29 protein-coding genes and 2 pseudogenes are annotated in these 26,966 nt (G+C 50.2%); 2 read left to right on the top strand and 29 right to left on the bottom strand.

Going from position 1 to position 26,966, the window contains the following annotated elements; all coding sequences use genetic code 11:
• Positions 1 to 113 precede the first annotated feature (113 nt).
• The 10 genes and pseudogenes from ACI0CA_RS01240 to ACI0CA_RS01195 all read right to left on the bottom strand — a co-directional run bounded on the left by ACI0CA_RS01240 (position 114) and on the right by ACI0CA_RS01195 (position 10,988).
• A complete protein-coding gene (locus ACI0CA_RS01240) occupies positions 114 to 2,204 on the bottom strand; it encodes a DNA topoisomerase 3 (protein ID WP_002610336.1) in 2,091 nt (696 codons plus the stop codon).
• 16 nt (positions 2,205 to 2,220) lie between these two features.
• The gene (locus tag ACI0CA_RS01235; RefSeq protein WP_002610333.1) at positions 2,221 to 2,409 is read right to left on the bottom strand and encodes a hypothetical protein; all 189 of its coding nucleotides are present in this window, start codon (positions 2,407 to 2,409) and stop codon (positions 2,221 to 2,223) included.
• A complete protein-coding gene (locus ACI0CA_RS01230; protein ID WP_002610332.1) occupies positions 2,406 to 3,134 on the bottom strand; it encodes a DUF4366 domain-containing protein in 729 nt (242 codons plus the stop codon). The genes ACI0CA_RS01235 and ACI0CA_RS01230 overlap by 4 nt, the downstream gene beginning before the upstream one ends.
• Positions 3,124 to 3,381 carry a DUF4315 family protein gene (locus ACI0CA_RS01225; RefSeq protein ID WP_055153476.1) on the bottom strand — a complete coding sequence of 86 codons (258 nt, stop codon included), beginning with the start codon at positions 3,379 to 3,381 and terminating at the stop codon, positions 3,124 to 3,126. Before ACI0CA_RS01225 ends, ACI0CA_RS01230 begins: the two co-directional genes overlap by 11 nt.
• Before the next feature lie 31 nt (positions 3,382 to 3,412).
• Positions 3,413 to 5,449: a C40 family peptidase gene (locus ACI0CA_RS01220; protein WP_117605126.1), complete on the bottom strand. Its 2,037-nt coding sequence runs from the start codon at positions 5,447 to 5,449 to the stop codon at positions 3,413 to 3,415.
• Between the two features lie 49 nt (positions 5,450 to 5,498).
• Positions 5,499 to 7,934 (bottom strand): VirB4-like conjugal transfer ATPase, CD1110 family, encoded by a 2,436-nt coding sequence (locus ACI0CA_RS01215; protein ID WP_002610325.1) that lies wholly within the window; start codon positions 7,932 to 7,934, stop codon positions 5,499 to 5,501.
• Positions 7,882 to 8,286, bottom strand: a complete 405-nt coding sequence (locus ACI0CA_RS01210) for a PrgI family protein (protein WP_003529188.1) — start codon at positions 8,284 to 8,286, stop codon at positions 7,882 to 7,884. Before ACI0CA_RS01210 ends, ACI0CA_RS01215 begins: the two co-directional genes overlap by 53 nt.
• Before the next feature lie 21 nt (positions 8,287 to 8,307).
• Positions 8,308 to 9,177: a VirB6/TrbL-like conjugal transfer protein, CD1112 family gene (locus ACI0CA_RS01205; protein WP_002610323.1), complete on the bottom strand. Its 870-nt coding sequence runs from the start codon at positions 9,175 to 9,177 to the stop codon at positions 8,308 to 8,310.
• 16 nt (positions 9,178 to 9,193) lie between these two features.
• Positions 9,194 to 9,289: pseudogene (locus ACI0CA_RS01200) on the bottom strand (Maff2 family mobile element protein); the annotation flags it as partial.
• Positions 9,290 to 9,374: 85 nt separating this feature from the next.
• The gene (locus ACI0CA_RS01195; RefSeq protein ID WP_446806607.1) at positions 9,375 to 10,988 is read right to left on the bottom strand and encodes a recombinase family protein; all 1,614 of its coding nucleotides are present in this window, start codon (positions 10,986 to 10,988) and stop codon (positions 9,375 to 9,377) included.
• Between the two features lie 242 nt (positions 10,989 to 11,230).
• On the opposite strand from ACI0CA_RS01195, the gene ACI0CA_RS01190 reads away from it, so the two are divergent.
• Positions 11,231 to 11,620 (top strand): DUF5301 domain-containing protein, encoded by a 390-nt coding sequence (locus ACI0CA_RS01190; RefSeq protein WP_446806608.1) that lies wholly within the window; start codon positions 11,231 to 11,233, stop codon positions 11,618 to 11,620.
• A gap of 57 nt (positions 11,621 to 11,677) precedes the next feature.
• Here ACI0CA_RS01190 and ACI0CA_RS01185 read toward each other — a convergent pair whose 3' ends face one another.
• From ACI0CA_RS01185 to ACI0CA_RS01125, 13 genes and pseudogenes are all read right to left on the bottom strand, one after another.
• Positions 11,678 to 11,860 carry a transposon-encoded TnpW family protein gene (locus tag ACI0CA_RS01185; RefSeq protein ID WP_446806609.1) on the bottom strand — a complete coding sequence of 61 codons (183 nt, stop codon included), beginning with the start codon at positions 11,858 to 11,860 and terminating at the stop codon, positions 11,678 to 11,680.
• Positions 11,861 to 11,873: 13 nt separating this feature from the next.
• Positions 11,874 to 12,716 (bottom strand): ATP-binding protein, encoded by an 843-nt coding sequence (locus tag ACI0CA_RS01180; RefSeq protein WP_446806610.1) that lies wholly within the window; start codon positions 12,714 to 12,716, stop codon positions 11,874 to 11,876.
• Positions 12,713 to 13,459 carry a phage replisome organizer N-terminal domain-containing protein gene (locus ACI0CA_RS01175; RefSeq protein ID WP_035291939.1) on the bottom strand — a complete coding sequence of 249 codons (747 nt, stop codon included), beginning with the start codon at positions 13,457 to 13,459 and terminating at the stop codon, positions 12,713 to 12,715. The genes ACI0CA_RS01180 and ACI0CA_RS01175 overlap by 4 nt, the downstream gene beginning before the upstream one ends.
• Complete coding sequence (locus ACI0CA_RS01170; RefSeq protein ID WP_009255336.1) at positions 13,449 to 13,655, bottom strand: hypothetical protein; 207 nt, start codon at positions 13,653 to 13,655, stop codon at positions 13,449 to 13,451. The genes ACI0CA_RS01175 and ACI0CA_RS01170 overlap by 11 nt, the downstream gene beginning before the upstream one ends.
• Before the next feature lie 187 nt (positions 13,656 to 13,842).
• A complete protein-coding gene (locus ACI0CA_RS01165) occupies positions 13,843 to 15,465 on the bottom strand; it encodes a relaxase/mobilization nuclease domain-containing protein (protein ID WP_446806611.1) in 1,623 nt (540 codons plus the stop codon).
• The gene (locus tag ACI0CA_RS01160) at positions 15,437 to 15,835 is read right to left on the bottom strand and encodes a plasmid mobilization protein (protein WP_446806612.1); all 399 of its coding nucleotides are present in this window, start codon (positions 15,833 to 15,835) and stop codon (positions 15,437 to 15,439) included. Before ACI0CA_RS01160 ends, ACI0CA_RS01165 begins: the two co-directional genes overlap by 29 nt.
• 460 nt (positions 15,836 to 16,295) lie before the next feature.
• Positions 16,296 to 16,772 carry a pyridoxamine 5'-phosphate oxidase family protein gene (locus ACI0CA_RS01155; protein ID WP_446806613.1) on the bottom strand — a complete coding sequence of 159 codons (477 nt, stop codon included), beginning with the start codon at positions 16,770 to 16,772 and terminating at the stop codon, positions 16,296 to 16,298.
• 636 nt (positions 16,773 to 17,408) lie between these two features.
• Positions 17,409 to 17,537 (bottom strand): annotated as a pseudogene (locus tag ACI0CA_RS01150) (Maff2 family mobile element protein); the annotation flags it as partial.
• Positions 17,538 to 17,735: 198 nt separating this feature from the next.
• Positions 17,736 to 17,903 carry a hypothetical protein gene (locus ACI0CA_RS01145; protein ID WP_002610319.1) on the bottom strand — a complete coding sequence of 56 codons (168 nt, stop codon included), beginning with the start codon at positions 17,901 to 17,903 and terminating at the stop codon, positions 17,736 to 17,738.
• Positions 17,896 to 19,683: a VirD4-like conjugal transfer protein, CD1115 family gene (locus ACI0CA_RS01140; protein WP_003529196.1), complete on the bottom strand. Its 1,788-nt coding sequence runs from the start codon at positions 19,681 to 19,683 to the stop codon at positions 17,896 to 17,898. Before ACI0CA_RS01140 ends, ACI0CA_RS01145 begins: the two co-directional genes overlap by 8 nt.
• Entirely contained in the window at positions 19,680 to 20,156 is a 477-nt protein-coding gene (locus ACI0CA_RS01135; protein WP_002610294.1) for a PcfB family protein, read from the bottom strand. Before ACI0CA_RS01135 ends, ACI0CA_RS01140 begins: the two co-directional genes overlap by 4 nt.
• 82 nt (positions 20,157 to 20,238) lie before the next feature.
• The gene (locus ACI0CA_RS01130) at positions 20,239 to 20,457 is read right to left on the bottom strand and encodes a DUF5348 domain-containing protein (RefSeq protein WP_002610290.1); all 219 of its coding nucleotides are present in this window, start codon (positions 20,455 to 20,457) and stop codon (positions 20,239 to 20,241) included.
• A gap of 19 nt (positions 20,458 to 20,476) precedes the next feature.
• Positions 20,477 to 21,382, bottom strand: a complete 906-nt coding sequence (locus tag ACI0CA_RS01125; protein WP_147594431.1) for a DUF6017 domain-containing protein — start codon at positions 21,380 to 21,382, stop codon at positions 20,477 to 20,479.
• 512 nt (positions 21,383 to 21,894) lie between these two features.
• Between ACI0CA_RS01125 and ACI0CA_RS01120 the strand changes: the two genes are divergently transcribed.
• The gene (locus tag ACI0CA_RS01120; protein ID WP_308449165.1) at positions 21,895 to 22,374 is read left to right on the top strand and encodes a hypothetical protein; all 480 of its coding nucleotides are present in this window, start codon (positions 21,895 to 21,897) and stop codon (positions 22,372 to 22,374) included.
• A 249-nt stretch (positions 22,375 to 22,623) separates the two neighbouring features.
• On the opposite strand, the gene rsmI is transcribed toward ACI0CA_RS01120, so the two are convergent.
• The 6 genes from rsmI to ACI0CA_RS01090 all read right to left on the bottom strand — a co-directional run bounded on the left by rsmI (position 22,624) and on the right by ACI0CA_RS01090 (position 26,943).
• Entirely contained in the window at positions 22,624 to 23,466 is an 843-nt protein-coding gene (gene rsmI / locus ACI0CA_RS01115; RefSeq protein WP_308449164.1) for a 16S rRNA (cytidine(1402)-2'-O)-methyltransferase, read from the bottom strand.
• Positions 23,453 to 24,211 (bottom strand): tRNA1(Val) (adenine(37)-N6)-methyltransferase, encoded by a 759-nt coding sequence (locus ACI0CA_RS01110; RefSeq protein ID WP_308449163.1) that lies wholly within the window; start codon positions 24,209 to 24,211, stop codon positions 23,453 to 23,455. The genes rsmI and ACI0CA_RS01110 overlap by 14 nt, the downstream gene beginning before the upstream one ends.
• Positions 24,212 to 24,380: 169 nt before the next feature.
• A complete protein-coding gene (locus ACI0CA_RS01105) occupies positions 24,381 to 24,551 on the bottom strand; it encodes a DUF362 domain-containing protein (RefSeq protein ID WP_176820997.1) in 171 nt (56 codons plus the stop codon).
• 115 nt (positions 24,552 to 24,666) lie between these two features.
• Positions 24,667 to 25,533, bottom strand: a complete 867-nt coding sequence (locus ACI0CA_RS01100; RefSeq protein WP_176820998.1) for a PSP1 domain-containing protein — start codon at positions 25,531 to 25,533, stop codon at positions 24,667 to 24,669.
• A gap of 97 nt (positions 25,534 to 25,630) precedes the next feature.
• A complete protein-coding gene (locus ACI0CA_RS01095) occupies positions 25,631 to 26,620 on the bottom strand; it encodes an ATP-binding protein (protein WP_446806615.1) in 990 nt (329 codons plus the stop codon).
• On the bottom strand, positions 26,620 to 26,943 hold the full coding sequence (locus tag ACI0CA_RS01090; RefSeq protein WP_176821000.1) for a cyclic-di-AMP receptor: 324 nt from the start codon (positions 26,941 to 26,943) through the stop codon (positions 26,620 to 26,622). The genes ACI0CA_RS01095 and ACI0CA_RS01090 overlap by 1 nt, the downstream gene beginning before the upstream one ends.
• Positions 26,944 to 26,966: the final 23 nt, after the last annotated feature.

The raw sequence follows: 26,966 nt of genomic DNA, 5'->3' as shown, positions 1-26,966 counted from the left end.
ATAAAACAGAGGGTTTGGGAAACTTCCCAACAAGCAAAAATCCCCGCCGTTCTCGGTAGAGAAAGCAGGGATTTTACGGAAAAGGGTACTCTTTTCCTATGCTTGCTATTCAGTTATTTCTTCTTCGACAGTTCAATGCGGTAGTTGACATATTTCCCGCCTGTATCAGCCAATACGATAGTTCCGTCGTAGGTTTTGCCCGTCTTTGGGGAATAGAGCTTTTTCACATTTACTTTGCCGGATTGTAAGAGTGCAGCGGCAATTTTGGGGGTAAAGGTTACTTTTCGTTCTTCAAAGAAACGGTCATTTTTCCACATGGTAAAGCTACATTCCTTATTGCTGCAATAGTAGTTTTTCTTTCCCTCATAGACAGGAGAACCGCAGCGGGGGCAGCTTCCCAACGCTTCCCGTTCCGGCTTGAACATCTGCGCTTTATCATCAGAAAGAAACGGATAGGTCTTTACCAGTTCCCGCGCCATATCCTCGATACCCTCCATAAATGCGGCGGGGTCTGCCTTGCCTTTGGCAATCTGCGTCAGATTGTTTTCCCATTCTGCGGTAAGCTGCGGGCTTGTCAAGGTGTCCGGCAGGACACACACAAGATTGATACCGTCCTTTGTGGGAAGTAGCTGCTTGCCTTTTCGCTCCACAAAGCCGCCCTTTACCAGTTTTTCAATGACGGCGGCGCGGGTGGCGGGAGTTCCAAGCCCTTTGCGTTCTGCGTCCGGGTCGGTGTCCTCACTTCCGGCGCGCTCCATAGCAGAGAGCAGCGACGCTTCGTTGTGAGGTTTTGGCGGTGTTGTGTCATGCTCCGTTACCTTTGCCGTCGGATTTTCAAAGGTCTGTCCCTCGGTAAATGGCGGCAGGGTCTTTTCTGTGTCACTGTCTGCGTCGTCCGTTTCGGGCTTGTTCTTTAAGGCTGCCCTGTATCTTCGGTCAATCTCTTTCCACCCGTCGGACAGCACCGTTTTTCCCCTTGCGATAAAAGACTGTCCGGCACATTCAAAAACTGCTGTAACCGCTTCAAAGGTATGCGGTGCAGCGGTCGCCATGAGCAGACGCGCCCCGGCAAGGGTAAGGATATTCCTTTCGCTTTCCGGCAGCGTGGCAAGGTCGGTCTTTGCAAGCTCCATAGTCGGGATAATGGCATGGTGGTCTGATACCTTTTTACTGTTCAGCACCTTTCCAAGCTCCGGCGTGAAGTCTTTTCCCGCCATAAAAGAAAATTTCCCACAAAGCAGCTTGATAATGCCCGCCGCTGTGTCGCTCATGTCGTCGGTCAGAAATGCGCTGTCTGTTCTCGGATAAGTAAGAAGTCTTTTTTCATACAGAGATTGTGCAAGGTCAAGGGTCTGCTTTGCGGTATAACCGAACAGGCGGTTTGCTTCCCTCTGTAAAGAAGTAAGGTCAAAGAGCTTCGGCGGGGCTGCGGTCTTTTTCTCTTTCACAAGGGAAGCACAGACTGCTTTTGACACTTCGCAAGCAGCTTTCAGCTTGTCAGCTTCGGAACGGTCAGATAGTTTTTCGCTTGCAGCTTCCGCGCCGGATAAGACAAGGCGCACATGGTAGTATTTTTCTTTCTTAAATGTGGTAATCGCTGCGTCCCGGTCAACAAGCATTTTTAAGGTCGGGGTCTGTACGCGTCCCACGTTCAAGGTATGATTGTAAAGGACAGAGAAAAGGCGGGTGGCATTGATACCGATTAACCAGTCAGCCTTTGCCCTGCACAATGCGGAAGCAAAGAGCGCGTCGTATTCCTCGCCGTTCTTCAGACGGGAAAAGCCCTCTTTGATTGCGCTGTCCTCCATAGAAGAAATCCAAAGGCGGCGCATAGGTTTCTTGCAGCCCGCCATTTCATAGACAAAGCGGAAAATGAGTTCGCCCTCGCGCCCCGCGTCGCAGGCATTGACGACTTCGGAAACGTCTGCCCGGTGCATAAGCTCTTTTAGGGTTTTGAATTGCTTTTCCTTGTCAGAAGCAACGGTGTACTTCCATTCCTGCGGCAAAATCGGTAAGCTGTCATAGCTCCACTTTTTATATTGTTCCCCGTAGGTGGCAGCTTCCGCAAGCCCTACCAAATGTCCCACGCACCAAGAAACGATATAGCCGCTTCCTGTGAGAAATCCGTCTTTCTTTTCCTTTGCCCCCAGTACGGCAGCGATTGTCTGTGCCACACTGGGCTTTTCTGCGATAACTAAAATCAAATATAAGTTCCTCCTTTCAGCGTTCCGGCTCGGTTTTCTTTTTCTCCTGTACCTGTTTCAGACAGTACCCCACACAAGGGGACTGTCCCTTGTAAGGGCAGGAAGCACAAGCAGGGGGATAAGGAACAGGCGGCGCATTATCACGCCGCCCGTTCGGTTTCTGTATCATCATCTTTTCAAAGGGATTGTTGGTAAACAGGGTCATAGGGTTTCTTCCTCCGTTTCTTCATCTTCGGGAGTTTCCCCGGTATCTGCTTCCGGCTCGTCCTCGTCGTAGTCCTCAAATTCAAAATCTTCAAGGTCGGTATCGCCCTTTACATTCTGCTTCGGCTTTAGAAACTTAAAGTAGTAGAACGCTGCGCCGCCACCAAGCAGGGCAAAGAGGACTAAGGCAAGCACCACACCGGGATTGCCGCCTTTTTCTTTCAGTTCTTCCGGCTGCTCCGTTGGTGTTGGGGTAGGTTCTTTGCCTGTGCAGCCTGTCATACTGGTAACACATACCGGGCAGGACGTGTTTACCTTTCCGACTTCGCATTTTTCCGTACAGTTACAGATTTCCGGCTTTTTGGCAGCTTCGCCGTTTTCGGTCAGTGCCATAAGGTCGGCTTCGTCCACTTGATTTAGGAAATGTACGGTCTGTTCGCCCTCGGCGGCGCGGTCAATGAGGATATAGAAATAGTTGCCGCCTTTGGTGGTAACAGTGATAAGTTGCTTATTGCCGCCGTAATCGTCAACCAGTGTAGCGTTTCCCTTTGGGGTAAGGGGCGGCGTTTCCTCTTTTTCCTCCACAACTACATTACTGTCGTTGGTCGCGTCCCCGGCGGGCGGCTCTGTGGCTGCGCCCTGTGCATAGGCAGGGACAGAAAAACCGCCCATAAGGATAAGGGCGGCACAAAGGGCAGTCATGGTCTTTTTCAGTTTATTCTTCATCTGCATTTTCCTCCTGTTCGTTTTCTTCTGCGGGTGCGGCAGTCATGCCGGGAATACCGCCGCCGGACAGCATAGCGTTCAGTTCCTGCGGGGTCAGACGCATAGCTCGTACAAGCTGCACGATTTCAAGGTTTTCCGCTTCGGTTTTCTGCACTTCCAGTCCTTTTAACTTGTTCTGATACTCTGTGATTTTCTCGCGGGTCTTTGCGATTTCCTTATTGATACGGTCAATTTTATTGTTTGCCATAGGTCATTTCTCCTTTCTTTTTGGGGTTGCTTTACCAGTTCATCAGCCCGTAGCCTTTGATACATTGATAGTTAAGGTCATAGCTCTTTATCTTGCAGGCGTCGCCGGAATTGCCCTCAACGGTATAGACGCGGCTACCGTCCCTGCCAAGCACAAGCCCCACATGGTCGGCAACGCCGTCTAAATCCCAATCGAAAAAGATAGCGTCGCCCGGTGCGATATTCTCATAGCCGCGTGCGCCCCATTGTCCCCTTGACTGAAACCAAGGGACACCCTGCCATTCGCAGCCCGCAAAGCGCGGTTCGCTTTTTCCGGCTTGATTGTAGCACCATGATACAAAACAGGCGCACCATTCCACGCGGCTGTTAAAGCCGTACCAAGACCAGTAAGGGTAGCCGCCCACATTTCCGACTTGCTGCTTTGCAAGCTCCATAAGCTCTTGATTTCCGGGGCGCGTACCGTTTACAAACTCCACACCGCTTAAATCCTCGGACGGGCTTCCGTCGGGAGAACCGCCGCCAAAAATCAGCGGTTTGTTGCCGCTTGTTTCCAAATACACCCGGTACATTTCAAGCTGCTGTGGCGTAAGAAGTTCCTCCGCAAGCTCTGAAATCGGCTTGTTTGTCAGTTTCACATTTAAGATGTGATACTCATAAGGGACTTCCTCGGTGGTGGTTTCCCCGGTTTCCGGGTCGGTGCTTGTTTCGGTGCGGTAGCGTATTTCCACTTCCTCGGTCAGCGTCAAGGTGTACTGCATGGAAAAGATACGTTCAAGCTCTGCCTGTGCGCTCTGCGGGGTGTAGCTCTGCAAGAGGGCGGTCAAGTAAGACGCAAGTTCGTGGGGGTTATGCCCGATACTGTCAAGGTCGTAGCGGTATTCATCATAGCCGGGGTGGGTGCTTTCGATATTGTCAATCTCACTTTGCAGCCCGTTTTCCAATGCGGCATAGTTGTTTTCAACTGCCACAAGGTCGCTGTCCTCGGATGTGTAGGAAGTGCCAAGCACCCCGTTTGTCAAGCCCGAAAACATAGCCCCGCAAGAGGACAGCCCTGCGGAAATCATAATAAAGAGAAGCAGCGCGGCAACTGCAATCAAAATGCCCGCCGGGTGTCTTGCCGCAAATGCGGCGGCTTTCCTCGTTTCCTCGGCGGTTTTCTTCGCCGTCTTTCTTGTGGCTTCCGCTGCGGCTTTTGCCCCTCCTTTCTTTGCCGCCTTTGCATACTGGCGTTTTATCTGCTGTTTCTGCATGAAACGGGAAAGCGGGTTAGAAGTAAGCTGCGGGTTGTCGTGCAGGGTTTTGTGATACTGGAAGTTGACGTTTGCCTTAAATGCTGCCTTTTCTGCCTTTGCCGCTTCCCGGTAAGGTTTCAGCTTATGGCTGCGGTAGCCCTGTTTTAACTTCCGCGCCCCGTATTTCGCGCCGCGCTCGGCAAGTTCCTCCGATTTATGCGCCCCCTCAACGCCGGAATTGTCCTTTTCAACGGAATGTATCTTGTTGTGGACGAAAATCCCTGCTTCCTGTGCGGGGCGGGACAGCGGGTTTCCTTTTTTGCCGCCGGGTATCGGTTTTTCCTGTTCTTCAAAGTGAAGTCGGGTCTTTGCCTTTCCTGCGGCTTCGTCAAAGGTGCGCTCCTTAACCAGTTTCTTTTGCTTCGGGATAGCTGCCTTTGCTGCGTCCAGTCGGTCAGCGGCTTTGTTTGATTTCTCAATATAGCATTCCAGTTCCGGGACGGCAAGTTCTTCCTCGGTAAACTGCAAGCGGGAAGATGTTGTTTGTACGGTAACTTCCTCCTGTGCTTTATGTACCGCTTTTTTACTGGCTCTGCGGGTCTGTGCTGCTTCGATATGCTCCATAACGCGCTCTGCTGTGGCGGTGTCCCTTGCGGGGGAAGCTCCCGGTGCGTGGGGTAACGGGGAAGTTTGGGACGCTACACCTTGAAGCTGCGTCCCGTCCTGCGCCGCTTGCTGCTCCGGGGACTTTTGAAAATCCGCGTCCTGTTCCCGTTTACTGATACGCTCGGCGGTCTGCTGTGTTTCGTTTACCTCAATAAGCCCGTCGCGGGTCATTTTCTGTGTGATTTTATCGCGGGATTTATATTGCTTCATGGTCTGCACCTCACTTTCCGCTTTCGGAAACTTCCTCCGGCTTCGTCGTCATTACCCTGTAAAGCTCGGTATCTTTCGGGAAGCGGTCTACAAAAGGCAGCACCACATTTCCATAGAAGATAAGCCCCTCGCCCGCTTCGGTGTGGGTAACATACTTCATCTGCTGCGGGGAAATATTAAGCTGCTTTGCAAGGATAGTACGGTCGCCCTGCGCTTGATTGAGCATGAGGACAAAATCGCTGTTCTCAAAGATATTTTCCACCTCGCGGCTTGCCAAAAGGTCTTTGACGTTCTGCGTAATGGCTGTTGGGATACCGCCCCATTTACGGAAACGCTTCCAAATCTCCACGCTGTAAGCGGCGGTCTGTTCCTCTTTTAAGAGCAAGTGAAATTCGTCCATATAGTAGCGGGTCGCCTTTTTCTCTGCCCGGTTTATCGTTACCCTGTTCCATGTCTGGTCTTGCACAATGAGCATACCTAACTTTTTAAGCTGCTTTCCAAGCTGCTTTATATCAAAGCAGACAAGGCGGTTAGAAAGTTCCACGTTGGTTCTGTGGTTGAATACGTTAAGGCTGCCGGAAACATACAGCTCCAATGCCGCCGCGATACGGGCAGCTTCCGGCTCCGGCTGTCTTAACAGCTCGTCGTAAAGGTCGCCCAAGATAGGCATTTTTGCCGGGTCGGGGTCTGCAAGGAACGGGCGGTACACATTTCTTACAGCCCTGTCAATGACGGTCTTATCGACAGGCTGCAAACCCTCCTTGCCTCCGATAACAAGCTCGCAAAGGGAAAGGATAAAATCACTTTTCAGCGCAAGGGGGTTGTCGTCCTCGCTGTAATTAAGGTTTATGTCCATAGGGTTTACATACTGGGGCTTGCCGTCAATGCCCCTGCCCGTAGGGGAAAGACGTATCACTTGCCCATTAAGACGCTGCACAAGGGAAAAATACTCGGCTTCCGGGTCGCAGATGATAATGTCGTCGTCGGTAATGAGGAAAGCATTTGTCATTTCCCTTTTTGCCGCAAAAGATTTTCCGCTTCCCGGCGTTCCCAATATAAGCCCGTTGGGATTTTTGAGCTGCTTTCTGTCGCAGAGTATCATGTTGTTAGAAAGGGCGTTCAAGCCATAGTACAGGGCTTGCCCCGTCTGAAAAAGCTCCTGCGTGATAAAGGGAATGAAAATAGCGGTGCTTGATGTGGTAAGCCCCCGTTGTATCGGGATAAGGTTTTCCCCAATCGGCACACTGGATAAAAGCCCTGCTTCCTGCTGATAGTCAAGGCGTGTCAGGCGGCAGTTGTATTTCTGTGCGATACCCGCCGCAGCGAAAATATCATTTTCCAGTTTCCGCTTCGTGTCTGCCATGTTTACCACAAGGAACGTAAGGAGAAACATTCGCTCGTTGCGGCTCTGTAAGTCCTGCAACAAGTTCTTTGCTTCGCTGCCAAAGGTGGCAAGGTCGGACGGGATTATATCCATGTCATAGCCGCTTCTAACCGCTTTTTTCTGTTCCTCAATCTTCATCTTGTCAAGGTCTGTGATTTTGCGCTTAATGGTCTTGATTGCTTCCGACTGGTCGATACTGCGGATATGTAAATTGACGATTACCCCTGTTTCCAAGTCCAGTATGTCGGCAAGCATACGGTCGTTAAGCTCCGGCGCAAGGATTTCAAGGAAGCTCGCCGCGCCGATTTTCTTCCCCATGCGGAAATATCTGCCCTCGCCAAAACGGAAAGAGGACGGGGCGATAAAATCCTTTGTAGACAGCCCCGACGGGGTAAGCCAGTCAAAGGAAAAGGAGAACGGCTCGCCCTCCGGGTGGAATACCCCATGCAGCACCTTTAAGCGTTCATAGCCGGATAAGGGGCGGGCGGTTACGCCAAGCACCTTGAAATTGTTAAACACGTCGGTTTCGATACGGGAAAGTCTTGATTTTGCAGCCGCCTTGTTATCGGCTTCAACGGTAAAGGTAATGTATTTGTGCTTCACAAGCCCGTTGTTGCCTTTACTAAGCTGATTTTTCAGCATATCCGAATACTCGGTGCGGATAGAGTTAAAAGCGTCCTCCTGTGCCGGGATAGTGATAGCTTTTTCTGCCTGTTCCCGCTGCGTCCCTTGATTGATGAAAGAAAGCTGCACGCTCACGCTCGCGTCAAAGTAGTTGAGGAAATCGCACCAGTTTTCAAAAATGGCGGTCTTATCGTCTGCCTGTGCAAGCTGATAATTGATGTCCTCGAACACGACGCACTTTGAATATCTCTTTTCCGTAACCTTGCAGATACCGTCCGGGTACATGGCAAGGTAAGGAATGGTCTGCTGTGCGGTGCGGGCTTTGCCGTCCCCCTTTGCCTTTCGGATAGCTTCGGCAATCTGTTTCTTTTCGGCGCGGGTCAGCTTACGCCTGTTTCCTGCGGCTTCCCGCGTCTTTTTTGTTTGTCCTTTTGACAATCGCTGATACCTCCTTTTCAAGTTTTCGCTGCTTTTCCAAGACAGCGTATAGGTTTTCGGTTCTGTAAGGTCGCTCCTTTGGGCGGGTAAACTTTGTCTGAACGACATTTCTTACCACCACTTCAAGGGGCTGCCCATGTTTTTCATACATGGCAAGCAGGAAACAGGGGAGCATGACGACAATCATCGCCATAGCCGCAAGGTTTGTCCCTGCGCTGCCTTTGAGCAAAAAAAACAGCGGCAGTCCGATTAAGAGAGCCGCCGCAAAACAAACGATTTGCCGCTTTGTCAGATTGAAAGCGACTTTTGTTTTGACTTTGGAAAGGTCTTTGGGTACAGGTACATACGCCAAGAAAATACCTCCTTTCTGCCCTTAGTGGGCGTTGAATATGGATTTTGCCAGTGTGCCGGATTTGAACAGGGAAAAACAGAGGATAACCGTATAGGCGGCAAGGGAAAATACCGCGCTGTGCAGATTGTCTGCGATTATCATATCGTTTACCAGTACGGCGTAAATACCGACACATATCATAATGAGGAAGCCTTGAAAACCAAGAGCGAACAGCCCTTTTAGGTAGTTGTTTCCAATCTGTCCCCATTCTCTGTTGGTCATGGTCGCAAATGGAATAGGCGATACCGAACAGTAAAGGTAAATCTCTATCATTCTGCCGTAGAGGATAACGGTTATCAGTACGGACATGATTTTCATGCAAAGGCTTACAAGGCTTGTTTCAAGCACAAGTAAGAGCAGTTCGGGGATTTCCATATCTTCAAGCCCCTCCTGCATGGCGGCAAGGGCTTCGGCAACGTCGATATTCGTATCGCCGCCGATAACCCCCGCTGCGCCGGAAACGATATGCTGCGCCATATCAAAGACCGCCATTGTGATGTTGAACGTGTTGGTTACGATAAACACCGCGACAAAGGCTTTGAATATCCACTTAAAGAACATGAATGTTTCTATGTCGTGCATATTGTTCTTTTCCGTTACCATGCTGATTAGCTCGTAGCATAGGACATAGGTAATGACAAGCCCCGCAATCGGAACGATTACATTTTCAGAAAGGGTCTGTATCATGCTGAAAATATTTGCGTTCCAACCCTGCGGGGTCTGTCCTACCTCGTTTGCGATAGTCCCGACTTTTTCGTTTACGTCCCCGAACATAGTTGACAGATTACCGTTTATCGCTCCGATAAGGATTTCCTTTATCCATTCGTTAATCGCGTCAAGTATGCTCTGCATAGGCAGCTACCCGCGCTTAACCGAACAAGCCGGAAAGCAGAGGTACAAGGATAGTGCCGATAAGGGCAACGCCGCCGCCCGCCATGAGCTGCTTAATGCCCTGTGATTTTGCTTATGTGTGATAAAGAAGTAATAGAAGTGTAAAAAATTTTGCCGTTCCTATCCGGCACTTGCGCAGGGTGTCGGATAGGTCGGGCTTATTCTTCGGGCAAGTCAATCTTGCCGACAAAGCTGTAATAAATATCAATGCGCTGGCGGCGTACTTCGTTCTCGTCATACTCACATTCATAGACAACGATTTTCTCCACCATTTCACGCAAAAGAGTGTGTGTCAGTTCTTCGATAGAAAGGTACTTGCGGACAACGCTCATAAACTTTTCAGCGTTTACCGTGGCTTCCTGTGCCTTGTCCAGCTCGCCCTGCAAAGCGGCGGCTCTGTCTTTCAGTTCCCGCTGCTCGGCTTCGTAGTCTGCGGACATTTCCATGAAACGCTCATCACTGATTTTCCCGTTTACATTGTCCTCATACAGACGCTTGATGTAGCGGGAAAGTTCTGCAATGCGGCTCTGCACCTGTTCAAGCTGCTTGGCTGCCGCCGCCAGCTTCCGCTTGCCGCCCATTTCATTCTGCTGGATAAGCAGCTTCACGAACCGGGCTTCGTGCTTCTGTGCATAGGCGGTCACTTTCCGCAGATTGTCCAGCACACCCGCCGTCAAAAGGTCGGTGCGAATGAAGTGCGCCGTACAGTCGGTGGTGCGCTTCTTATAGCTGCCGCAGATGTAGCAATCCTGCTTTCTCTTGTCGGTCTGATACCGCTGCTGGTACATCACATGACCGCAGTCGGCGCAGAACAGCAAGCCGGAGAACAAGCCCACATCATCGTAGCGGTTGGGGCGTTTGCGCTGCTTGCGTAACTCCTGCACCCGTTCCCATGTCTGCAAGTCGATGATTGGCTCATGGTGGTTCTCGAAAATCGCCTGTTTCTCAATGGGATTGTCTACGCTGTGCTTCATCTTGTAGGATGGTTTTTCCGTCTTGAAATTCACAAGACAGCCTGTGTACTCCCGGTTTTCCAGAAGATGAACAACAGTATTGGTCGCCCACTTACATTCATAGCCAGGGTGGTAGCGGCGTGTGCTGCCTGTGCGCTGGTATTCCAGCGTCCCCGGCGTGGGGATTTGCTGCTCGGTCAGCATACGGGCTATCTTGGTAGGCCCGTTTCCGGCAAGGCAGAGTTGGTAAATCTGCTTGACTACCGGGGCGGCTTCCTCGTCAATGATGAAATTTTCGTCCTCGTCCATGAGGTAGCCGTACACGGGCTTGCTGGTAACAGGCTTGCCGCTCATGCCTTTTGCTTTCTTAACTGCCTTAATTTTTTTGCTCGTATCTCTCACCATCCATTCGTTGAAAAGATTACGCAGCGGGGTAAAATCGTTGTCGCCCATTGCGCTGTCCACTCCGTCATTGATAGCGATAAAGCGGACGCCTTTCTGCGGGAAAAGCATTTCTGTATACATTCCCACCTGTAGATAATTTCGCCCTAAACGGGACATATCCTTGACGATGACTGTGCCGACTTTCCCGGCTTCAATGTCTGCAAGCATGGCTTGAAATCCGGGTCTTTGGAAGTTCGCACCACTATAACCGTCATCCGTGTACCAACAGAGGTTGGTAAAACCGTTCTGCTTGGCGTAGGTTTCCAAAATGCGCTTTTGGTTAGATATAGAGTTGCTTTCTCCTTGCAGTTCATCTTCATGGGATAATCTCGGATAAAGGGCGGTAATAAGGTTTTGGGTTGTCTGTCTTAACATGGTTTCCTCCGTTTCCGACAGCCAGCCCCACTATTCCGTACTTCGATTGTACCATACAGCGGGGCGGCTTGTATAGCGGCAAAGTGTAAAAAGTGCTTCTTTACCGCCCGTCAAAATGACGTTTTTTTGTGTTAGGGTTATCACGCAGATTCAACTTCATAAATATTTTACTTTTATTTGATAGTCCATTTCATTCTGCTGTGTTATAATGGCAAAAATTGAATTAGCGAGGTAAAAGGCTTATGAAAAAATATATTTCTTTGTTTTTATGTCTGACTTGCATTTTAACTTTAGTTGCGTGTGGGAAAAAAGCTGCTCCCATTCAGTTGCCCCAAACAAGCGACATTACATCTGTTGATGTAACTGTTGGGGAAAACACCACAAATCATTCAGACACAACTTGGATAAGTGAAATAATTTCTGACATTTCCAGTTCTGAACCAACCAGTAAGCAAAGTGTTCAAGATTTTCCGCAGACTGAAAGTTATATCAAGATTGATTTTCAGTTTGAAACAGGAACAAGCACCATTTTTGCCTATGAGGAAAACGGAAAACACTATATCGAACAGCCTTATCAAGGAATTTATAAAATTGACAGTCAGCTGTACGAACGGTTGCAAGAAACAAACTAAAATTTAACTTATCCATTCAGCGGTCATGTTTCCGGGCATGACCGCTTTTCCATGCCCTCATTTTGTAGCAGCTTCCGCTTCCAGCACCTTAGCCATTTTGTCGGCTGCGGTTTCTGTGGCACTCTGCTTGAAAAAGCCGGACACCACAAGAACAGAGTTCCCTATGCGGATTTCCGTCACGCAGTCGGCGGGGGCGGTACTTTTCATGCTGTGCTTGGTATGCGGGTTCTTATCTGTCATAGGCAAACTCCTTTCAATCGTTCATCAGCTTTTTCAGCCGTTCCATTTTCTCCTGTGCCTTTTCTCTGCGAAAGTTCACGCCGGAGAAGCAGACAGGGGTACACATCTCTGTTACCCGGTCATAAATCCGCTTGTGGGCGGTGTCCGGGGGATTGTTCAGCTCGTCAAGGCTTAGATTGGTCGTGACGATCAGCGGCTTGCCGCTTCGGTAACGACTGTCAATCACATTGTAAACCTGTTCCAGACCGTACTCTGTGCCACGCTCCATTCCAAAATCATCAATGATAAGCAGCGGATAGCGGCAGAGGTTGGAAATATATTCGTTTCTGTCCTCAAAGGTGGCGGCAAGGTCATTAAGGACAGCGGCAAAGTTCGTCATTTTCACGGAGATTTCCTGCTCCATGAGGGCGTTTGCAATGCACCCGGCAAGGTAGCTTTTCCCTGTGCCGACGCTGCCCCATAAAAGCAAACCGTGGTTGCCCGCCTGCATTTTCTCCCATTTCGCAACATAGCTATGCGCCGTTTTTATCTGCGGGTTTCTGCCGTTGTCATTGGCAAAAGTCCATTCCCGCATAGACGGGTCGGTAAAGCCCCGGCGTTTCAGTTCTTCTACCTTGTCCCGGTGTTTGCGCTGCTGTTCAGCGGCTTCACGCTCCATGCGCTGCGTCCGCTGGCAGTCACATTCTGCCGGGTGGCGGTCACGCCCGAACAGGGCAATCTTGTCAGCCGGGAAATAGGCTTCTTTCGGTGTCCGGCACTTGCCGCAGTAGAGCAGACCGTCCTCACCTGTGTAGTCCTCCGGCTCGGCGGTGACTGCTGGTATCTGTAAATTCGTATCTTCAAAAGCTGGCTTCATAGACTTTCTCCCTCCTTGTAGCTGTAATCGGGTATGCCCTGTTTCGGGGCAGCTTTAGCGGTATCGTCAGCCGCCCATCTGCGGATAGTGGCGGCATGGTTCTTGTATTTCCTCCCGGTGGAAGCGATATAGCCGGATAGCCGGTCAATGTAATACTCCCACTTGCCGGGAAGTTCTGCTTGCAGTTCGGAAAGTTCCATCTCTGTCAAAATCACATTTTTGTATCTGCCGTAAGCGGCGGGGGCGGCTCGTCCCTGTTCTGACTCTCTCTCTTTTTCTATCTCTATATCTATCTCTTTCTTTATCTCTATCTCTGGTGGACAAATGTCCGCTTTTGCTTCGGACACTTGTCCACTAAGCCGTTTTTGCTCTGAAATCTTCATTCTTGCCCTGCGCTTACGCTCCCCCTCGGTAGAGGACTGACCGATGAAAAGCTCGATATTGCTCATATACAAAGCCCCGTTGTCCAGCGGTTCAACAAGCCCCAGCTTCATAAAGATTTGCAAAGCCCTCTCGACTGTGCCGACCTGCTGGCGGGTAATGGTGGCTATCATTTGGGCGGTGTAGGGGATATTTTCGTCAAGCTGCAAAGTGCCGCCGTATTTCAGCGATTTTAAGTACAGCTTCAAGAGGATATTGGAATACAGCATACCGTCCTGCATACTTTCCAGCAGCACGATAGCGTCATCGTCAAAATAGCTTTCTTTCAGTTTGAGGTAATAATATTTGCGGTTATCTGACATAATCTTGGTTCTCCTTATCTGTGGGGCGGGCTTTCCATCTCTTTGAATAATACCGGGGGCAGAGTACCACGATAGCCCTAAAACTCTGCTTGCAGTCATGGGTACAGCCCCGGCAAAGGGCATTGAAAGTAATGCGGTTTCGCTCATTGAGGAAGAACGCCCATTCCAGCCGCCGCTTCTTGCTCATTCTCGGCATGAAAAAACGCTCCTTTCTTCGGTTTGGTCGGGTATGAGGGGACAGGGGCAAAATCTGTATGTTCCCGGTGTCATTTTCGGGAAAAATCTGCCCTGTAAGCCCCGTTGGAAAGGTCAGGGGTATTGCGGATAGGGTAAGCTATACCCCCAGACTTTTGTATGGTTTCGGTATCATTTCGGGGCGGTTTTTAACGCTCCTGTTCGTGCTTTTTCTGACGGCTCGGAGTGCCGTGCAGTATCTGCTCGGCGTTGTGCTTGGCGGTGGCAAGCTGCTCATACTCGGCTTTGGCGGTGCGGTAGGTGTTGTAGGCTGCGTTTTTCTCGGAAATGAGGGCTTCAATCTCCGTATTCAGCTTGGAAATGGAGGGCAGCTTCTTTCCACGTGCAAGCACCTTTAGCTGGCGCAGGGCGGCTTCATAGATAATAAAATCAGCTTCATTTGCCCGGTAGTAGGCTTCCGCTTTCTTGCCGGACAGTTTTTTATGAGCGTCAATGGTGGGACGGGTGCGGCGGTAATCGTTGACAACCTTTCGCAGATTTTTCTTGTCGGAAATGCTCTGCTCAATGCCCCGCAGACTTTCCCTTGCTTCGGAAAGAGCTTTCCGGCTGCTCTCCACGGCTGCGTCCAGCTTGTCAAGGTCAAGCAGTTCGTTCTCCATGAGGAAGTTGTGAGTAGCCGCCATCTGTTTGAGGTTGTGCAGGGAAGCCCAACGGTCATAGCCCACGCCCTTGCCCTCGGCTCGCTTGGCTTCCCGGTCAACCATGCGCTGCAAGGTGTTGTCTGCCGGGGCGGTTTTTGCGGTTTTTTCCTCTCGCAAGCGTTCCTTTTGGGTGTGGGGGTATTCGGGTATGGCTGTGGTCTGTTCGGCGGCTCTGTGGGCGTTCTGCGTGAGCAGGGCAAGGACAGCAGCCTTGTCAAAATCGTCCCCCAGCTTCCGGGCTGTGATAGGCTTTGTCCTGTCCGGCGTGAGGTAGGAAAGCCGCCCCCGGCTCTCCTTGACAGTTACGCCCTCCCGCAAAAGCAGGGAAGCAAACTCGTCAAAGCTGCCAGCTTGGGAAAGTGCCTGCCGTATCGTCCGGCGCAGCTTCGCCTTGTCCGTTTCAAACTTGGTGGGCTTGGTCGGCTGTCCGGTGGCTTCTCTGGCGGCGTTCTCTTTGTCAAGGGCAAGCTGCCCTTTCTTCTGCGCCCAGTATTCACGCTCGGTCACTCGGTTCTTACTGCCATGCAAGAGGTCAATCTGATACAGATTTTCCCGGTGGCACATCTCCATGACTTCGGACTTGAAATATTCCATAGCTGCGTCTGTGCAGCGGTGCTTCATGCCGCATTTTGTGTCCGCTGGTCTGTCCATGTAGGGCAGAAGCGGAACAGCTTCAATCCGCAGGGAATTGATAACGATATGCACATGAATGTTGCCGGAATGGTTATGCCCGTCCGGGTGGGTGCAGACAATGGCTTGATGTCCGGGGAACTGCTCTTTGCAAAATTCCTCGCCCAGCGACTGCGCCTTATCAACGGTCAGACCGTTGTCCGTTCCGTCCCGTGGGTCAAAGCTGATAATATAGTGGTGGGACTTCACATCTTCTCGTTTTTGGTTCTTGCCATAGCGGAGATTGGAGCGCATACACGCTATGGCAAAATCCTCATCACCGCAGTTCAGCGTGGCAAGTCGGTAGTCCTCACGGGGGACAAGCCGCCCGTTTTCATCAAGGGTAGGCTTCATGGTAAACTCGTCATGCTCAAAGGTAAGGTACTGCTCGGCTGCCCCGTAGTCGGCATTTTTAGAGCTGATATGTTTGAATGTTGCCAACGGCTTCACCTACTTTCTGCAAGACTTCAAACTTCAAGGCTGCAAGGTCGGAAATGGCGGCTCGGACTTCGCCGGACAGGGCGTTGTACGGCACACCGTATTCGTTCAGATACCGGGCAATCTGATTGAGGTTGCTGCCGATTCTGCCATATTCGGCGGTCAGCTTCCCGACTGCGGCAAGCAGTTCATCATTGACCGGGGAAACGGTAACAATGGGGCGAATGACCGCCCGTGAAATAGCTTGCCGGATAAACTCGGATTGGCTCATGTCATAGGGCTGCAAACGCTCCGTGAAGTCGGCGTATTCTTCCTCCGTCATGCGGGTCTTGACTACCCGGCTGCGGTGGGGCGTGTTGTATTTCTTCGGCATGGTCTGTGACCTCCTTTCTGTGCGTGGTGTCCTCTCACTAATAGGAGAAAAACAGGGTGTAAAGCGGAACTGTTTTTGAATAATCTGAAAAAGATTTTTGAGGATTTTCAAGCGGCGCAAGCCGCATAAGCAGGGTTTGGGGAAGGCACTCCCCAACAAGATTCCCGCAAGGACAAAATGAGCAAACAGCGAAATTTGGTACTGCGGTAGAATCTTGCTCTAAGAAAAGCACGCTCCGGCTCGGCGTACTTTTTACTCAATTTCTCCTGTTATGTCCTACTACGGACAACTTGCGATTTTGCCAAACGGAACGGCAAACTTTTTTCAACGCTGCACACTTTAGGAGAAATGGGCGCAAAAAAAGCAGCAAACCTTTTTCAGATTTACTGCTTGTATGTGCCGCTATGACGGCGGCGGGTATTCAGTTGTATTTGCTTATTTCAGTTCGGCAAATTGGAATTCATCGTTCCTGCACTTCTTTTCCGCTCATATGCTCTATTTCAATTTCAAACATCTGAACGGCTCTTCCGGATGATGCCACTGCTTCATCTACCAGCTTTTCATCAGGATAATATTTCATCGCAAATTTCTTTATCAGCATCATTGTGGCTTCCTGATTTTCGACTAAGTGGCAGCGTCCAAAGACAACCGTACTTTGAAGAAATGGTGCCCACGATTCTTCCTGAATGCGTTCATTACCATATACAGTAAAGCAAACCTTATCACATACTTTCAAACAATCCACCTTATAGCCTGCTTTGGCTCCATGGAAAACAATCTTATGCGCATCTTCATCATATAGATAATTGATCGGTATCGCATAGGGATAACCATCATCACCGTTAACTGCCAGTATACCACGTCGAGAAGAACGTAGCAGTTCTTTCGCTTCGTCTGTGCTGATTTCATTTCTCTTTTCTCTAATTGATCTAAACATTGAAATTACCTCCGAAAATTCTAAGTTGTTAACCTCTTTCTCTGTTCCATCTTCTTGCCCTTAGGACAAGAAGCATCTTTCGCTCTAAAGAGCTCGGTCAATTCATGTTTGTAACTGGCTTCATTCTATCATATTTCGATACGAAAATCTATATTGACTGTTGTTGATTCCATAGGGGGCAAGTTGCTTGTCCAAATAGATTTTGTAAAATCGGTCTGTTACGGAAAGCCATTTTAATAGTTGCATAGATATATACCTCCAATCAGAACTCATTATACATCAATATGCGTGCGCACGCAAGTATTTTTTCTGCCAACAAATATTTCCAAATTAAGGTATTGAATCCTTATCGTGTTTTTGTAGATAGGTATGAGAGGGATTCCGTAGTAGTCGGCATTGTAGGAATGTGTATAACTGGCTGTCTTATGGAGTTGTGGGTAACTCTGTTTGCAGAATGTGGGAAAGCAGCACTTTAACTTTTCCATGTTCTGTGAATAGAGTTATCCATGATTCCATAACCTGTTATGCACATTTCCACAATGCTTGTCTTTTGGTCTTTGTTTTCTTTGGTTCGGAATAGTGTGGTGCTGGCGGTCTATCTCTTGTTTTCGGTTGCTTGCTTCTTTACCGTACATGAGCATTCGCGCCCGGATTGTCGTTACCATATCCCTCTAACAGATTGATAACGCCCCAAATGCCAAGTCCTGCTCCAAGAGCGATAACCAAAGTCTGTAATACGCCGATTGCGCTGTTGAAAAATTCCATAAAACTCCTTTCTGCCGCAAATGCGGCTTGCCCGTAAAAGGGCATAAAAAACGGCGGTCAGTTTTCAAACTGCCGCGGTCATAAGTCCCCGCGCTGCCTAAATGTCTGCTGCGCGGCGGTATTCAGTTGTCAGTGTGGGCGATAGGAATTTTTGTAGGGGCGCGTATCATGCAAGTTGTCTTTTTCTTTGTTACTGCGTCAATTCCTCCTTTCTTTTCGCTGCTGCTCATACAGGGCTTCACACCGTTTCACAAACTGCCGGATAGCAGCCTGCCGCTGCTGTTCCCGTCGTTCAGCAATCGAAACAAGCCCGTTTATGGCTTCTGTGATTTTCTTGTCCTTTTTCTTTCTGATACGTCTATTCATGGTCGGTGTCCTCCTGCAAATCGCTTTCGCTGATTTCGTAGTAGTCAAATACTTCGTCCGGCTTCACAAGGGCGGGTCTGCGCCTTAAATGCTTTTCCATATCAAAAGTATTTTTCTTGTCATAGTCGGAAAGATATTTATAGTTGGGGTGCTTTGTAATGTCGTACTTATCAGAGAAGAACGGGCGCACCCCTCGTAGCTGTAAAATACATTTCCCGCCGTCCATAACCGCTATTTCATCTTCCGTCATAAGCTGCTTGCCTAACTTCTGATAGTTCAGCCCATGCGATACCTCGCGCCCCCGGTTCTCGGAAGTGTTGAAGCTGTCAATGGTTTCTTTCCCCAAGATTTCCGACATTTCTTTGAGGGTGGTTTTCTCCTTGCCGCCCAAGAAAAGGGTGGTGTCGCAGTTGCCGACTATGGTATCGGCGTTGTCCTTATAGATTGCCTTTAACTGGCTTTGCGACTGTAAGATAATCGACGCGGAGATTTCCCGGCTTCGTATGGTGGCTATGAGCTTTTCAAACTTCGGTATCTGCCCGATATTTGCAAACTCGTCTAACAGACAGCGCACATGGACGGGCAGCCTGCCGCCGTATTCATCATCTGCCTTGTCGCAAAGCAGATTGAAAAGCTGCGTGTAAAGAATACTCACGACAAAGTTAAAAGTATCGTCGGTGTCGCTGATGATAACAAACAGGGCGGTCTTGCGGTCGCCTATGGTGTCAAGCTCCATTTCGTCGGTTTCCATAAGGTCGCGCAGCTCCTTAATGTCAAAAGGGGCAAGCCGCGCACCGCAGGAAATGAGAATAGAGCTTCGTGTCTTTCCCGCAGATAACAGGAATTTCTTGTACTGCCGGACGGCAAAGTGTTCCGGGTCTTTTTCCTCCAACCGTTCAAACATGAGGTCAACGGGGGACTGAAATTCCGGGTCGTCCTCGCGGGCTTCACTGGCATTTATCATTTCAAGCAGCGTCGTGAAGTTCTTTTCTTCCTCCGGGGCTTCGTACCAAATGTAGCCGATAAGGGCGCAGTAAAAGAGCCGTTCCGATTTTACCCAAAAATCCTCCCCGGCTTTTTCCCCGTCCCCTTTGGTGTTGGCAATCAAGGTATTTACCAGTTTCAAAATGTCTTTTTCGCTGCGGATATAGGCAAAGGGATTATAACGCATGGATTTCTTAAAATTTATCGTGTTCAGCACCTTTATCCGATACCCGCCGCGCTGTAAGAGCTTCCCACACTCGACTAAAACCGTACCTTTCGGGTCAGTTACAACGTAGCTTGAGTGCATTTGCATTAAGTTGGGCTTCACAAAAAATCTCGTCTTGCCGCTGCCGCTTCCCCCGATAACAAGGATATTTTTATTCCTTGCATACTTCGGCTGCTTCGGGCGGCTGTTCATGGTAAGCCGTTCCGTCTGTGTCAGAAGCACGTTATTTTGAAATACCGGGTCGGTATAGGGCTTTATATCTTCGGCGTTGCCCCAACGGGCTGAACCGTATTCGATACCTTTTCGGTATTTCTTCGCGTTCTTGCCTTTGAAGTACACCATAAGCCGGATAAGGACAGCCCCCACAATACCGATAAGCAAATCCATAGGGGCAAGGCTCGGAAGCGGGGTTGCAAAGGCAGCGGAAAAGCCGTCTGCAAGGGAAAGCACCTTGCCGGAAAGGTCAGCCCCCGGCGCAAGGCGTACCGCTTGTCCGATTTTGTCAAAGAGATAGACAAAGAGCAGATAGGGGGCATTTAGGATAAGCAGCTTTTTAAGTTCCGGCTTCATAGCGATACCTCCCTGTCCTTTTTCTTCACTTTGTCCTTCTGTGCGTTCAGAGCTGCCGCCTTGTCTTTCAGAGTGGAAAGCAGCTTGCGGATAGAGGGCTTTTTATCCCTGCCTAATTTCTTTGCGGTAAATTCCCGGAACGCTTCGGTCATAACGTCAATATCCTTGCCCTTAAAAGACACAAGATAGGTCGGCGGCTTGCCGTTCTCAATCTTCTTGACGTTGTAATCAAGCCCGCTTTTCCTTGCGATAGGGTCAAAGGCTTTGATATTTTGGTCGGTAATCTCAATGTTGGAAACCTTTTCTCCCTGCTTCATAAGCTGCCGCATAGTGATTTTCCCATGCGGGGCTTTGGTTAGCTGCCCTTTGCCTTTGGCAAGCAGGGCTTTCATAGCCTTTTGCAGCACTTCGGCGGTCAGCTTAGATGTTTTGATTGCTAAAGACACGACTTTTTCATTGACTTCATCTTGCATGAAATCCCTCCTTTCATAGTTTGGTTAGGGTGGTGTGCCGCTTCGGGGCATAAAAATAAGGCGTACATTTTTCATGCCGCCTTTAGATACGCACCCGCAGCCCGTTCAAATCCGAAGCCCTCACACCGACAAGATACCAGTTGTCCCCGTACTCCATGCGGGTCGGCTTCCATTTGCCGCGTACAAACACTTCAAGGCAATCCCCACAATGCAATCCTCCGTAGTAGTCGTTAAGGTCAAAGCGAATGTCGTAACGGTCTGCCGTTTCATCAAAAATCAAAGCTCCTGTTTTCTGTGTCATATTAAAATCCTCCTGTTTTTTAATAGCCGCCGTACATATCGTGGTTGACAAGGGCGGTGTAATAGCTGTCAATGGTGTTGGGCGCGTTGAAAAGTACCGCTTTCAGATATTGCTTGATGTTACGGATTTTCGTGGTGTTCTCTTTCATGCAGTCAAAGACAAATTCAATGTGGCTGCTGTTCAGCTTCATAAACTTTGCTTTGACAAGCTCTGCCGGATAATCGTCCCCGGCGATACGAATTGTCTTTCGTTTGGTGCAGACAGTTTCAAGGATAAGGGACACAATCTCGTCCAAGCGTTCCCTGTCAATGTTGGTATGCTTGATAAAATGCTCATACTCGATATTGTCCTTGATGATTTCCTCATACACGCTGTATGCGTCTGCCGCTTCCGTTCCTTTCCGTTCCGGCTCTGCCGTTTCTTCCCTCAAAGGAGAGGGGTTAGGGGAAAGGATAGGAATGGAATGGTTACTTGATAAATCCGTATTTGATTTTTCTTTTTTTGGTAAGTCAGTCTTTTGTATATCTTTATTTAATTGCATTGGATTTTCCAACGTAGGTTTTTCCTGCGTAGGATTTTCCAATGTTGGATTTCCCAATGTTGGATTTTCCAATGTAGGTAAATCCAAGTTAGGCGGCTGCTCATAGATGATGTAATCAGTTCCCCGCAAGCGTCCTTTCTCGTCGCGCTCCCTTGAACGCTGAATATATCCGGCTCTTTCAAGATCCCGGACAGCTTCGCGGATAGCGTCGATTTTTTCCCGGTTGATATAGGACAGTCCCGCAAGGGTATAGTCCCAATCCTCCGGCAAGGACAGCATTTGCGATAACAGCCCTTTTGCCTTTAGGGAAAGTTCTTTGTTGCGTAAATGGTGGTTGCTCATAACCGTATATCCTGTGTTTCTCTCCACGCGGAAAACTGCCATAGCTTCATCAACTCCTTTGCTGCATATTTGTTACGCGGTAGAACAGCGATTTTAAGGGTTTAGGTATCAATCCCTTACCCTGTGAAAACCGTACCCGCAAAGCCTTGTGTAGCAAGACTCTTTTTGCCCCTACTGCGTAACATGAGGGTAAAAAAATAGCGGCGTTCCTTGTTTCCCGGTTGGGATAAGGTAACGCCGCCAGTGCGGTGCTATATGAAATTGTGTGATTGCCGACGTGCCGCGCCGCCAGTGCGTCGCGTTTGTATTGGGTTGTTTCATGCTCGCAAGATGTTCCGGCATATCAAGGCGCAATCCGTTAAAAGTAGTAAATTGGTAGTAAAATCAATCTGAAATCCTGCGAATGTGCTTGTATTTCAAGGGTTTTTCGGGATAATCAAAATTTTTGATACGGAAAGTTCATGAAAAACGGTTGCAATTTTCACGCGTTGCAGGTAAAATCAAACTATAAAATTTTTTCCGAGAAAATCGAACCAAAAAAGGATGCGTGCCGCATGGCCATAAAGATAAAAGGGAAACTTCCGCTTAAAATTTGCAGCGTGCTGTTCGTTTTGTACGGTGCAGCGTCGCTTGTGGCGCTTCTGCTGTGCCTCATCGACCGAAAATACGTGGAGGAATACGACCTTTCCGCTTACTTTAATTCCTCTATGCCGGTGCTGTCCGTTGCGGGCGCGATGCTTGTGCCCGTTTTGCTGCTCATTGCGGGGCTGATGGGCCACGCCCGTGCAGACCGCCCGAACAGCATGAAGCCGTGCTTTTTTCTGGGCCTTGCTACCGGCGTCATCATTCTTTTCAATGTTTTGTACGAGATTTTCACCGGCGATGCGCCAAATATGCCGGAAATCTGCACCTATGTTCTCGACCTCGTTCTCCCCGTTCTCTACACGTTCTGTGCATGGCTGAACTGGAGGCACAAGGGAGACGACACGCCGAAAGCCGCAGATGCCGACCCCGCACCCGCTTCTAAATCCTGATCGTTCCCTTTAGATAAAAAACTCAAGCACGCAGAACTTTCGAGTATGCGTGCTTTTCTTTTGGCTTGTTCGGTTTTTGAAAGGCGGTTTGTGACCGCCTTTTAGGAAACCCATGCAACTGGGTTTCCTACGGATTGAACGTCCCCCGGACATTCAATCCTACTTTCCTAGTTTTTGGTTAGGCAAAAAGATTTCGCTTTCTGAAGAAAACTTGACTAAAGACTTTAAACCGCCGTTGCCGCGGGCTCGTCAGTTCATCAGCGCTTTATAGATTTCGCCTTTCTTAAATCCGGAGAGCTTTGCGGCCTCCTTAGCGGCGTCGCTGGCAGAGCTGCCGTTTTCTATCGCTTTTTTTGCGGCTTCTACGGCGTCCTCTAACGTCATTTCTTTCTGTTCTTCCGCCTTCGCACCCTCAATGACGAGCACAAATTCGCCCTTCGGGGCGTTCTGCTCGTAGTATTCGGCGGCTTTATATAATGTCGTGCGCACACACTCCTCGTGGATTTTCGTAATTTCCCTTACAAGCGCGATGCGTCTGTCGCCGAATATCTCCGCCATATCTCTCAACGTATACGGCAGTTTATGCGGCGCTTCGTAGAACACCATGGTGCGCACTTCGTTTTTGACGGACTCCAAGTGGTCCTTACGGCTCTTTTTATTGACGCTCAAAAAGCCCTCAAACGTAAATCTGCCCGTCGGCAGTCCCGATACCGCCAGCGCGGAAATGACGGCGCTCGGGCCCGGCACAACAAGCACCGGCACGTCGTGCTCGGCGCACAACGCCACAAGGTCTTCGCCCGGGTCGGAGATGGCCGGCATGCCGGCGTCGGAGACAATGGCGCACGTTTCGCCCGCCAAAATGCGGTCTACAATGCGCCCACCCTTTTCGGCCTTGTTGTGCTCATAATAGCTTACAAGCGGCTTTTTAATGCCGAAGTGGTTTAAAAGCTTCATCGTGACGCGCGTGTCCTCCGCTGCGATGAAATCCACCGCCGCCAAGGTCTCCGCCGCGCGGGGCGAAAAATCCGACAAATTTCCGATGGGCGTGCCCACCACATACAATGCACCGCGAAGCAGTTTATTTTCTTCCATCTGCGCGTCCTCCCTCGTGACCGAATTTGTAATTCCCGTAAATTTCCAGCATTTCGGCGGAAAACCCGCCGTTTTCGTCTTCTATAATAAGTGTCGGCAGTACGGAAAGCCCCGGTTTGCCGCCGCGCCGCACTTCCAGTAAAAACAGAGACGGCGCGGTGTTTATCCTTTGCTGTACGAGCCGCAGCCTTTTCGGCTCTAAGCCGTAGCTTCTAAAAACATTCATTGCGTCCGCAAGGCGCTCCGGGCGCTGACATAGGCAAAACCGGCCGCCGAAGCGCAGCACGTCTCTGCCCGCTTTCGCGACATCTTCAAGCGTGCAGGTGCACTCGTGCCGCGCGTTTTCCATGCGTTCGTCCGGGTTGCGCAGCCCCGCGCCCACGGCCTTATACGGCGGGTTACACGCCGCAAGATCTAACGTTGGGTGCGGAATGATTTTTTTGATCTCCCGTATATCCCCCCGAATGACCTCGATATTTTCCTCATACCCGTTTTCCGAAACGGAGCGCAAGGCCTGCGAAAACGCCTGTTCGCCGAGTTCCACCGCCGTGATGTGCCGCGGGGCGTAATTTGCCTGCCACAAAAGCGAAATGGTACCGCAGCCCGTGCCGAGGTCAATGCAGCGTTCTTTGTGTTTCGGCGCGGCAAAATGCGCTAGCAAAATGGTGTCCGTATTAAACGTGTGCTCGCGGCTGACGAGTACACGGCAGGCAGGCGCAAGCGGCTCCCAGTGCAGATTTTCCACAGGTTTTCTCCTTTTGGCTGAATTTAGCTTCCAATAAACATGGTCAAAAGTTTTTGATTAAACTTTCTTCGAGAAAGTTTACGAATTTCAGAGGCGCTGCCGCCCTTTTAACAGCAAAAGAAAAAGGACTGCCGCTTGGGCAGCCCTCTCTTTTACGCAATGTCAGCGATTATGCCTGCTCCGGAGCGGAAACCGGGCACGTGTCAGCGCAAGCGCCGCACTCGATGCAGGTATCAGCGTCGATCTCGTACTTGCCGTCACCCTCGGAGATTGCGGAAACAGGACATGCGTCTGCGCAAGCGCCGCAAGCGATGCAAGCGTCTGTAATTTTATATGCCATTTTAGGACACCTCCATGTATTTGATACCTACATTCTAACACAAATCCATGAAAATGCAAGCGAAAATTGCTTTTTTACAGATACGTAACAAAAGCCCGCCAAAATACAGGTACTTTTAGTTCTCCAGCTTCTTAAATTCCTCAATTTCCTTCTTATTCAGCTTGATCTGCCCGTCTTTCAGCACGCGTACGTCCTTCACTTTGTAGACGCTCGGCGCGGCGTCCGGGCTCTTATCGAGCCGCACGGTCAGCTTGCCGGTAAGCAGGTTCTGATCGATAACAACACCCTTGCCGTCCGGCGTGGAAACCACAGCGTTCACCTTCGGCGTGGTACGCAGCAGGTCAAGGTATGCCTCCTGCTCATATTTCAGACAGCACATCAGTCTGCCGCACGTGCCGGAGATTTTCACAGGGTTCAGAGAAAGCCCTTGCTCCTTCGCCATTTTGATGGAGACCGGCTGAAAGCCGCCGAGGAACGAGCCGCAGCAGAACGGTCTGCCGCAGATGCCGAGGCCGCCGATCATCTTCGCTTCGTCGCGCACGCCGATCTGACGCAGCTCAATGCGCGTGCGGAACATGCCCGCAAGGTCTTTTACCAGCTCGCGGAAGTCCACACGGCCGTCCGCCGTGAAGTAAAAGAGGATTTTACTGTTGTCAAACGTGTACTCCACGTCGACAAGCTTCATTTCGAGTCCGCGCTCCGCAATTTTCTTTTCGCACTGCGTGAACGCATTTTTTGCTTTCAGTTCATTTTCCGCCACGCGGCGCAGGTCGTCTTTTGTCGCCTTGCGAATCACTTTTTTGAGCGGCTGCACAATGGAATCATCCGCAACATCGCGGTTGGCCATCGCCACTTCGCCGCACTCTACGCCGCGCGCCGTTTCTACAACGACGTGGTCGTCGGCGGAGAGCTTCTCGCTGTTCGGGTCAAAGTAATACACCTTGCCCATGTTCTTAAAACGAACACCGATTACTTCTGCCATATTTATATCCACAGCCCGTAAAGGGCTTCCTTTCTTTCCGGGAAAAATCCGTATTGTGATTTTGACAACACGGACGATTTTTATTTCAAAACAGGCTTTATTTGCCCGCAGTTTCTTTCATTTCGGCGCACAGCGCCGTTACAAGCAGCGCCATGTTCGCGTTTCGCCGCCAGTATTCCGTGTATTTTGCCGTCATTTCGCACAGCGCCATCAGCGCTTTTAAAGACAGCTTGCGTCTTAATTTGTCGCAGACCTCGCGCGCGGGCACCTGCACATTTACATTGTTTTTCAGCAGACATGCATCGCGCAGCAAAAGCTGCAAGCGTTCCATGCTTTCCGGGAATAAGGGCTTGTCTTTGATGAGCGGCGCGGTCGCCGCCAAAAGGTCATGCTCCGTGCCGGAAACGAGTGCGTTTGCAATGTCTTCCGCCATTTGCTCCGCTTTTGCGGCGCGGCCGTTTTCGCCATCCGAAAGCATTCTGCCGATGTTGCCGCAGTGCAACGATGCAAGCTTTTCAGCTTCCTCCATGGGCATACCGGTCTTATTCTGCACGTAAGCCGCCGCTTCGCTTTCCTCCGGCGGGCGCACGGTGAAAACCTGTGCACGCGAGCGGATTGTCGGCAGCAAAGCGTCCGCAGAAAGCACCGTAAAGATGAAAAGCGCGCCTGTCGGCGGCTCTTCAATGACCTTCAAAAGCTTATTCTGGGTGATCTCCGGCATGGGATTTTCCGCAAAAATGCAGTAGACGTTGATATCCGCTTCTTCCGGCTTTTTGTATGCGTCGCGGATGACTTCATCGACGGATGCGACCGAAATCGTGTTCGATTTGCCGCTGCCCGTAACGATGCGGATATCCGGGTGCGAGCCTGCTTTTGCGCGAATACACGCCGGGCATACGCCGCAGGGCGCTAAATCGCGGTTTTCGCATGTGCAGACCGCCGCGCGGGCCAGAATCTGCGCCAACGTGCGTTTGCCAAGCCCCGCTTCACCCTGTAAAAGAAGAGTATGCGGCAGCCTGCGGCGCGAAAACGCCGCCGAAAGCGCCGTTTTCAGAGCCGCATTCCCCGCAAAACCTTCAAACTGCATTAAACCTTCTCAAAACGGTCTACGTTCAGCACGAAAATGGTAGAGCCGCCCACGGTAACTTCCACCGGGAAAGAGGAGTACATGCCCACATCCATGGTGGAGGTACTGGGCACAACCTGCGTTCTGCGGCGGGAATGCTTCGCGATGATACCGATGACTTCATCGACCTTTTCGTCTTCAACACCGGAGATGAAGGTGGTGTTGCCGGCCATCAGGAAGCCGCCGGTGGTAGCGAGCTTTGTGACGGAGAAGCCGCCTCTTGTCAGTGCGGAAGAGACCGCACCGCTGTCATCGTTGCTGACAATCGCAAGGATCAATTTCATAATATTTCCTCCTTATCGCGTTT

Source organism: Hominenteromicrobium mulieris (assembly GCF_046197855.1).
In the GTDB taxonomy this organism is placed as follows: Bacteria; Bacillota; Clostridia; order Oscillospirales; family Acutalibacteraceae; genus Hominenteromicrobium; species Hominenteromicrobium mulieris.
The sequence above is the reverse complement of the archived record's forward strand: the minus strand, read 5'-3'. Positions and strand labels throughout refer to the sequence as shown.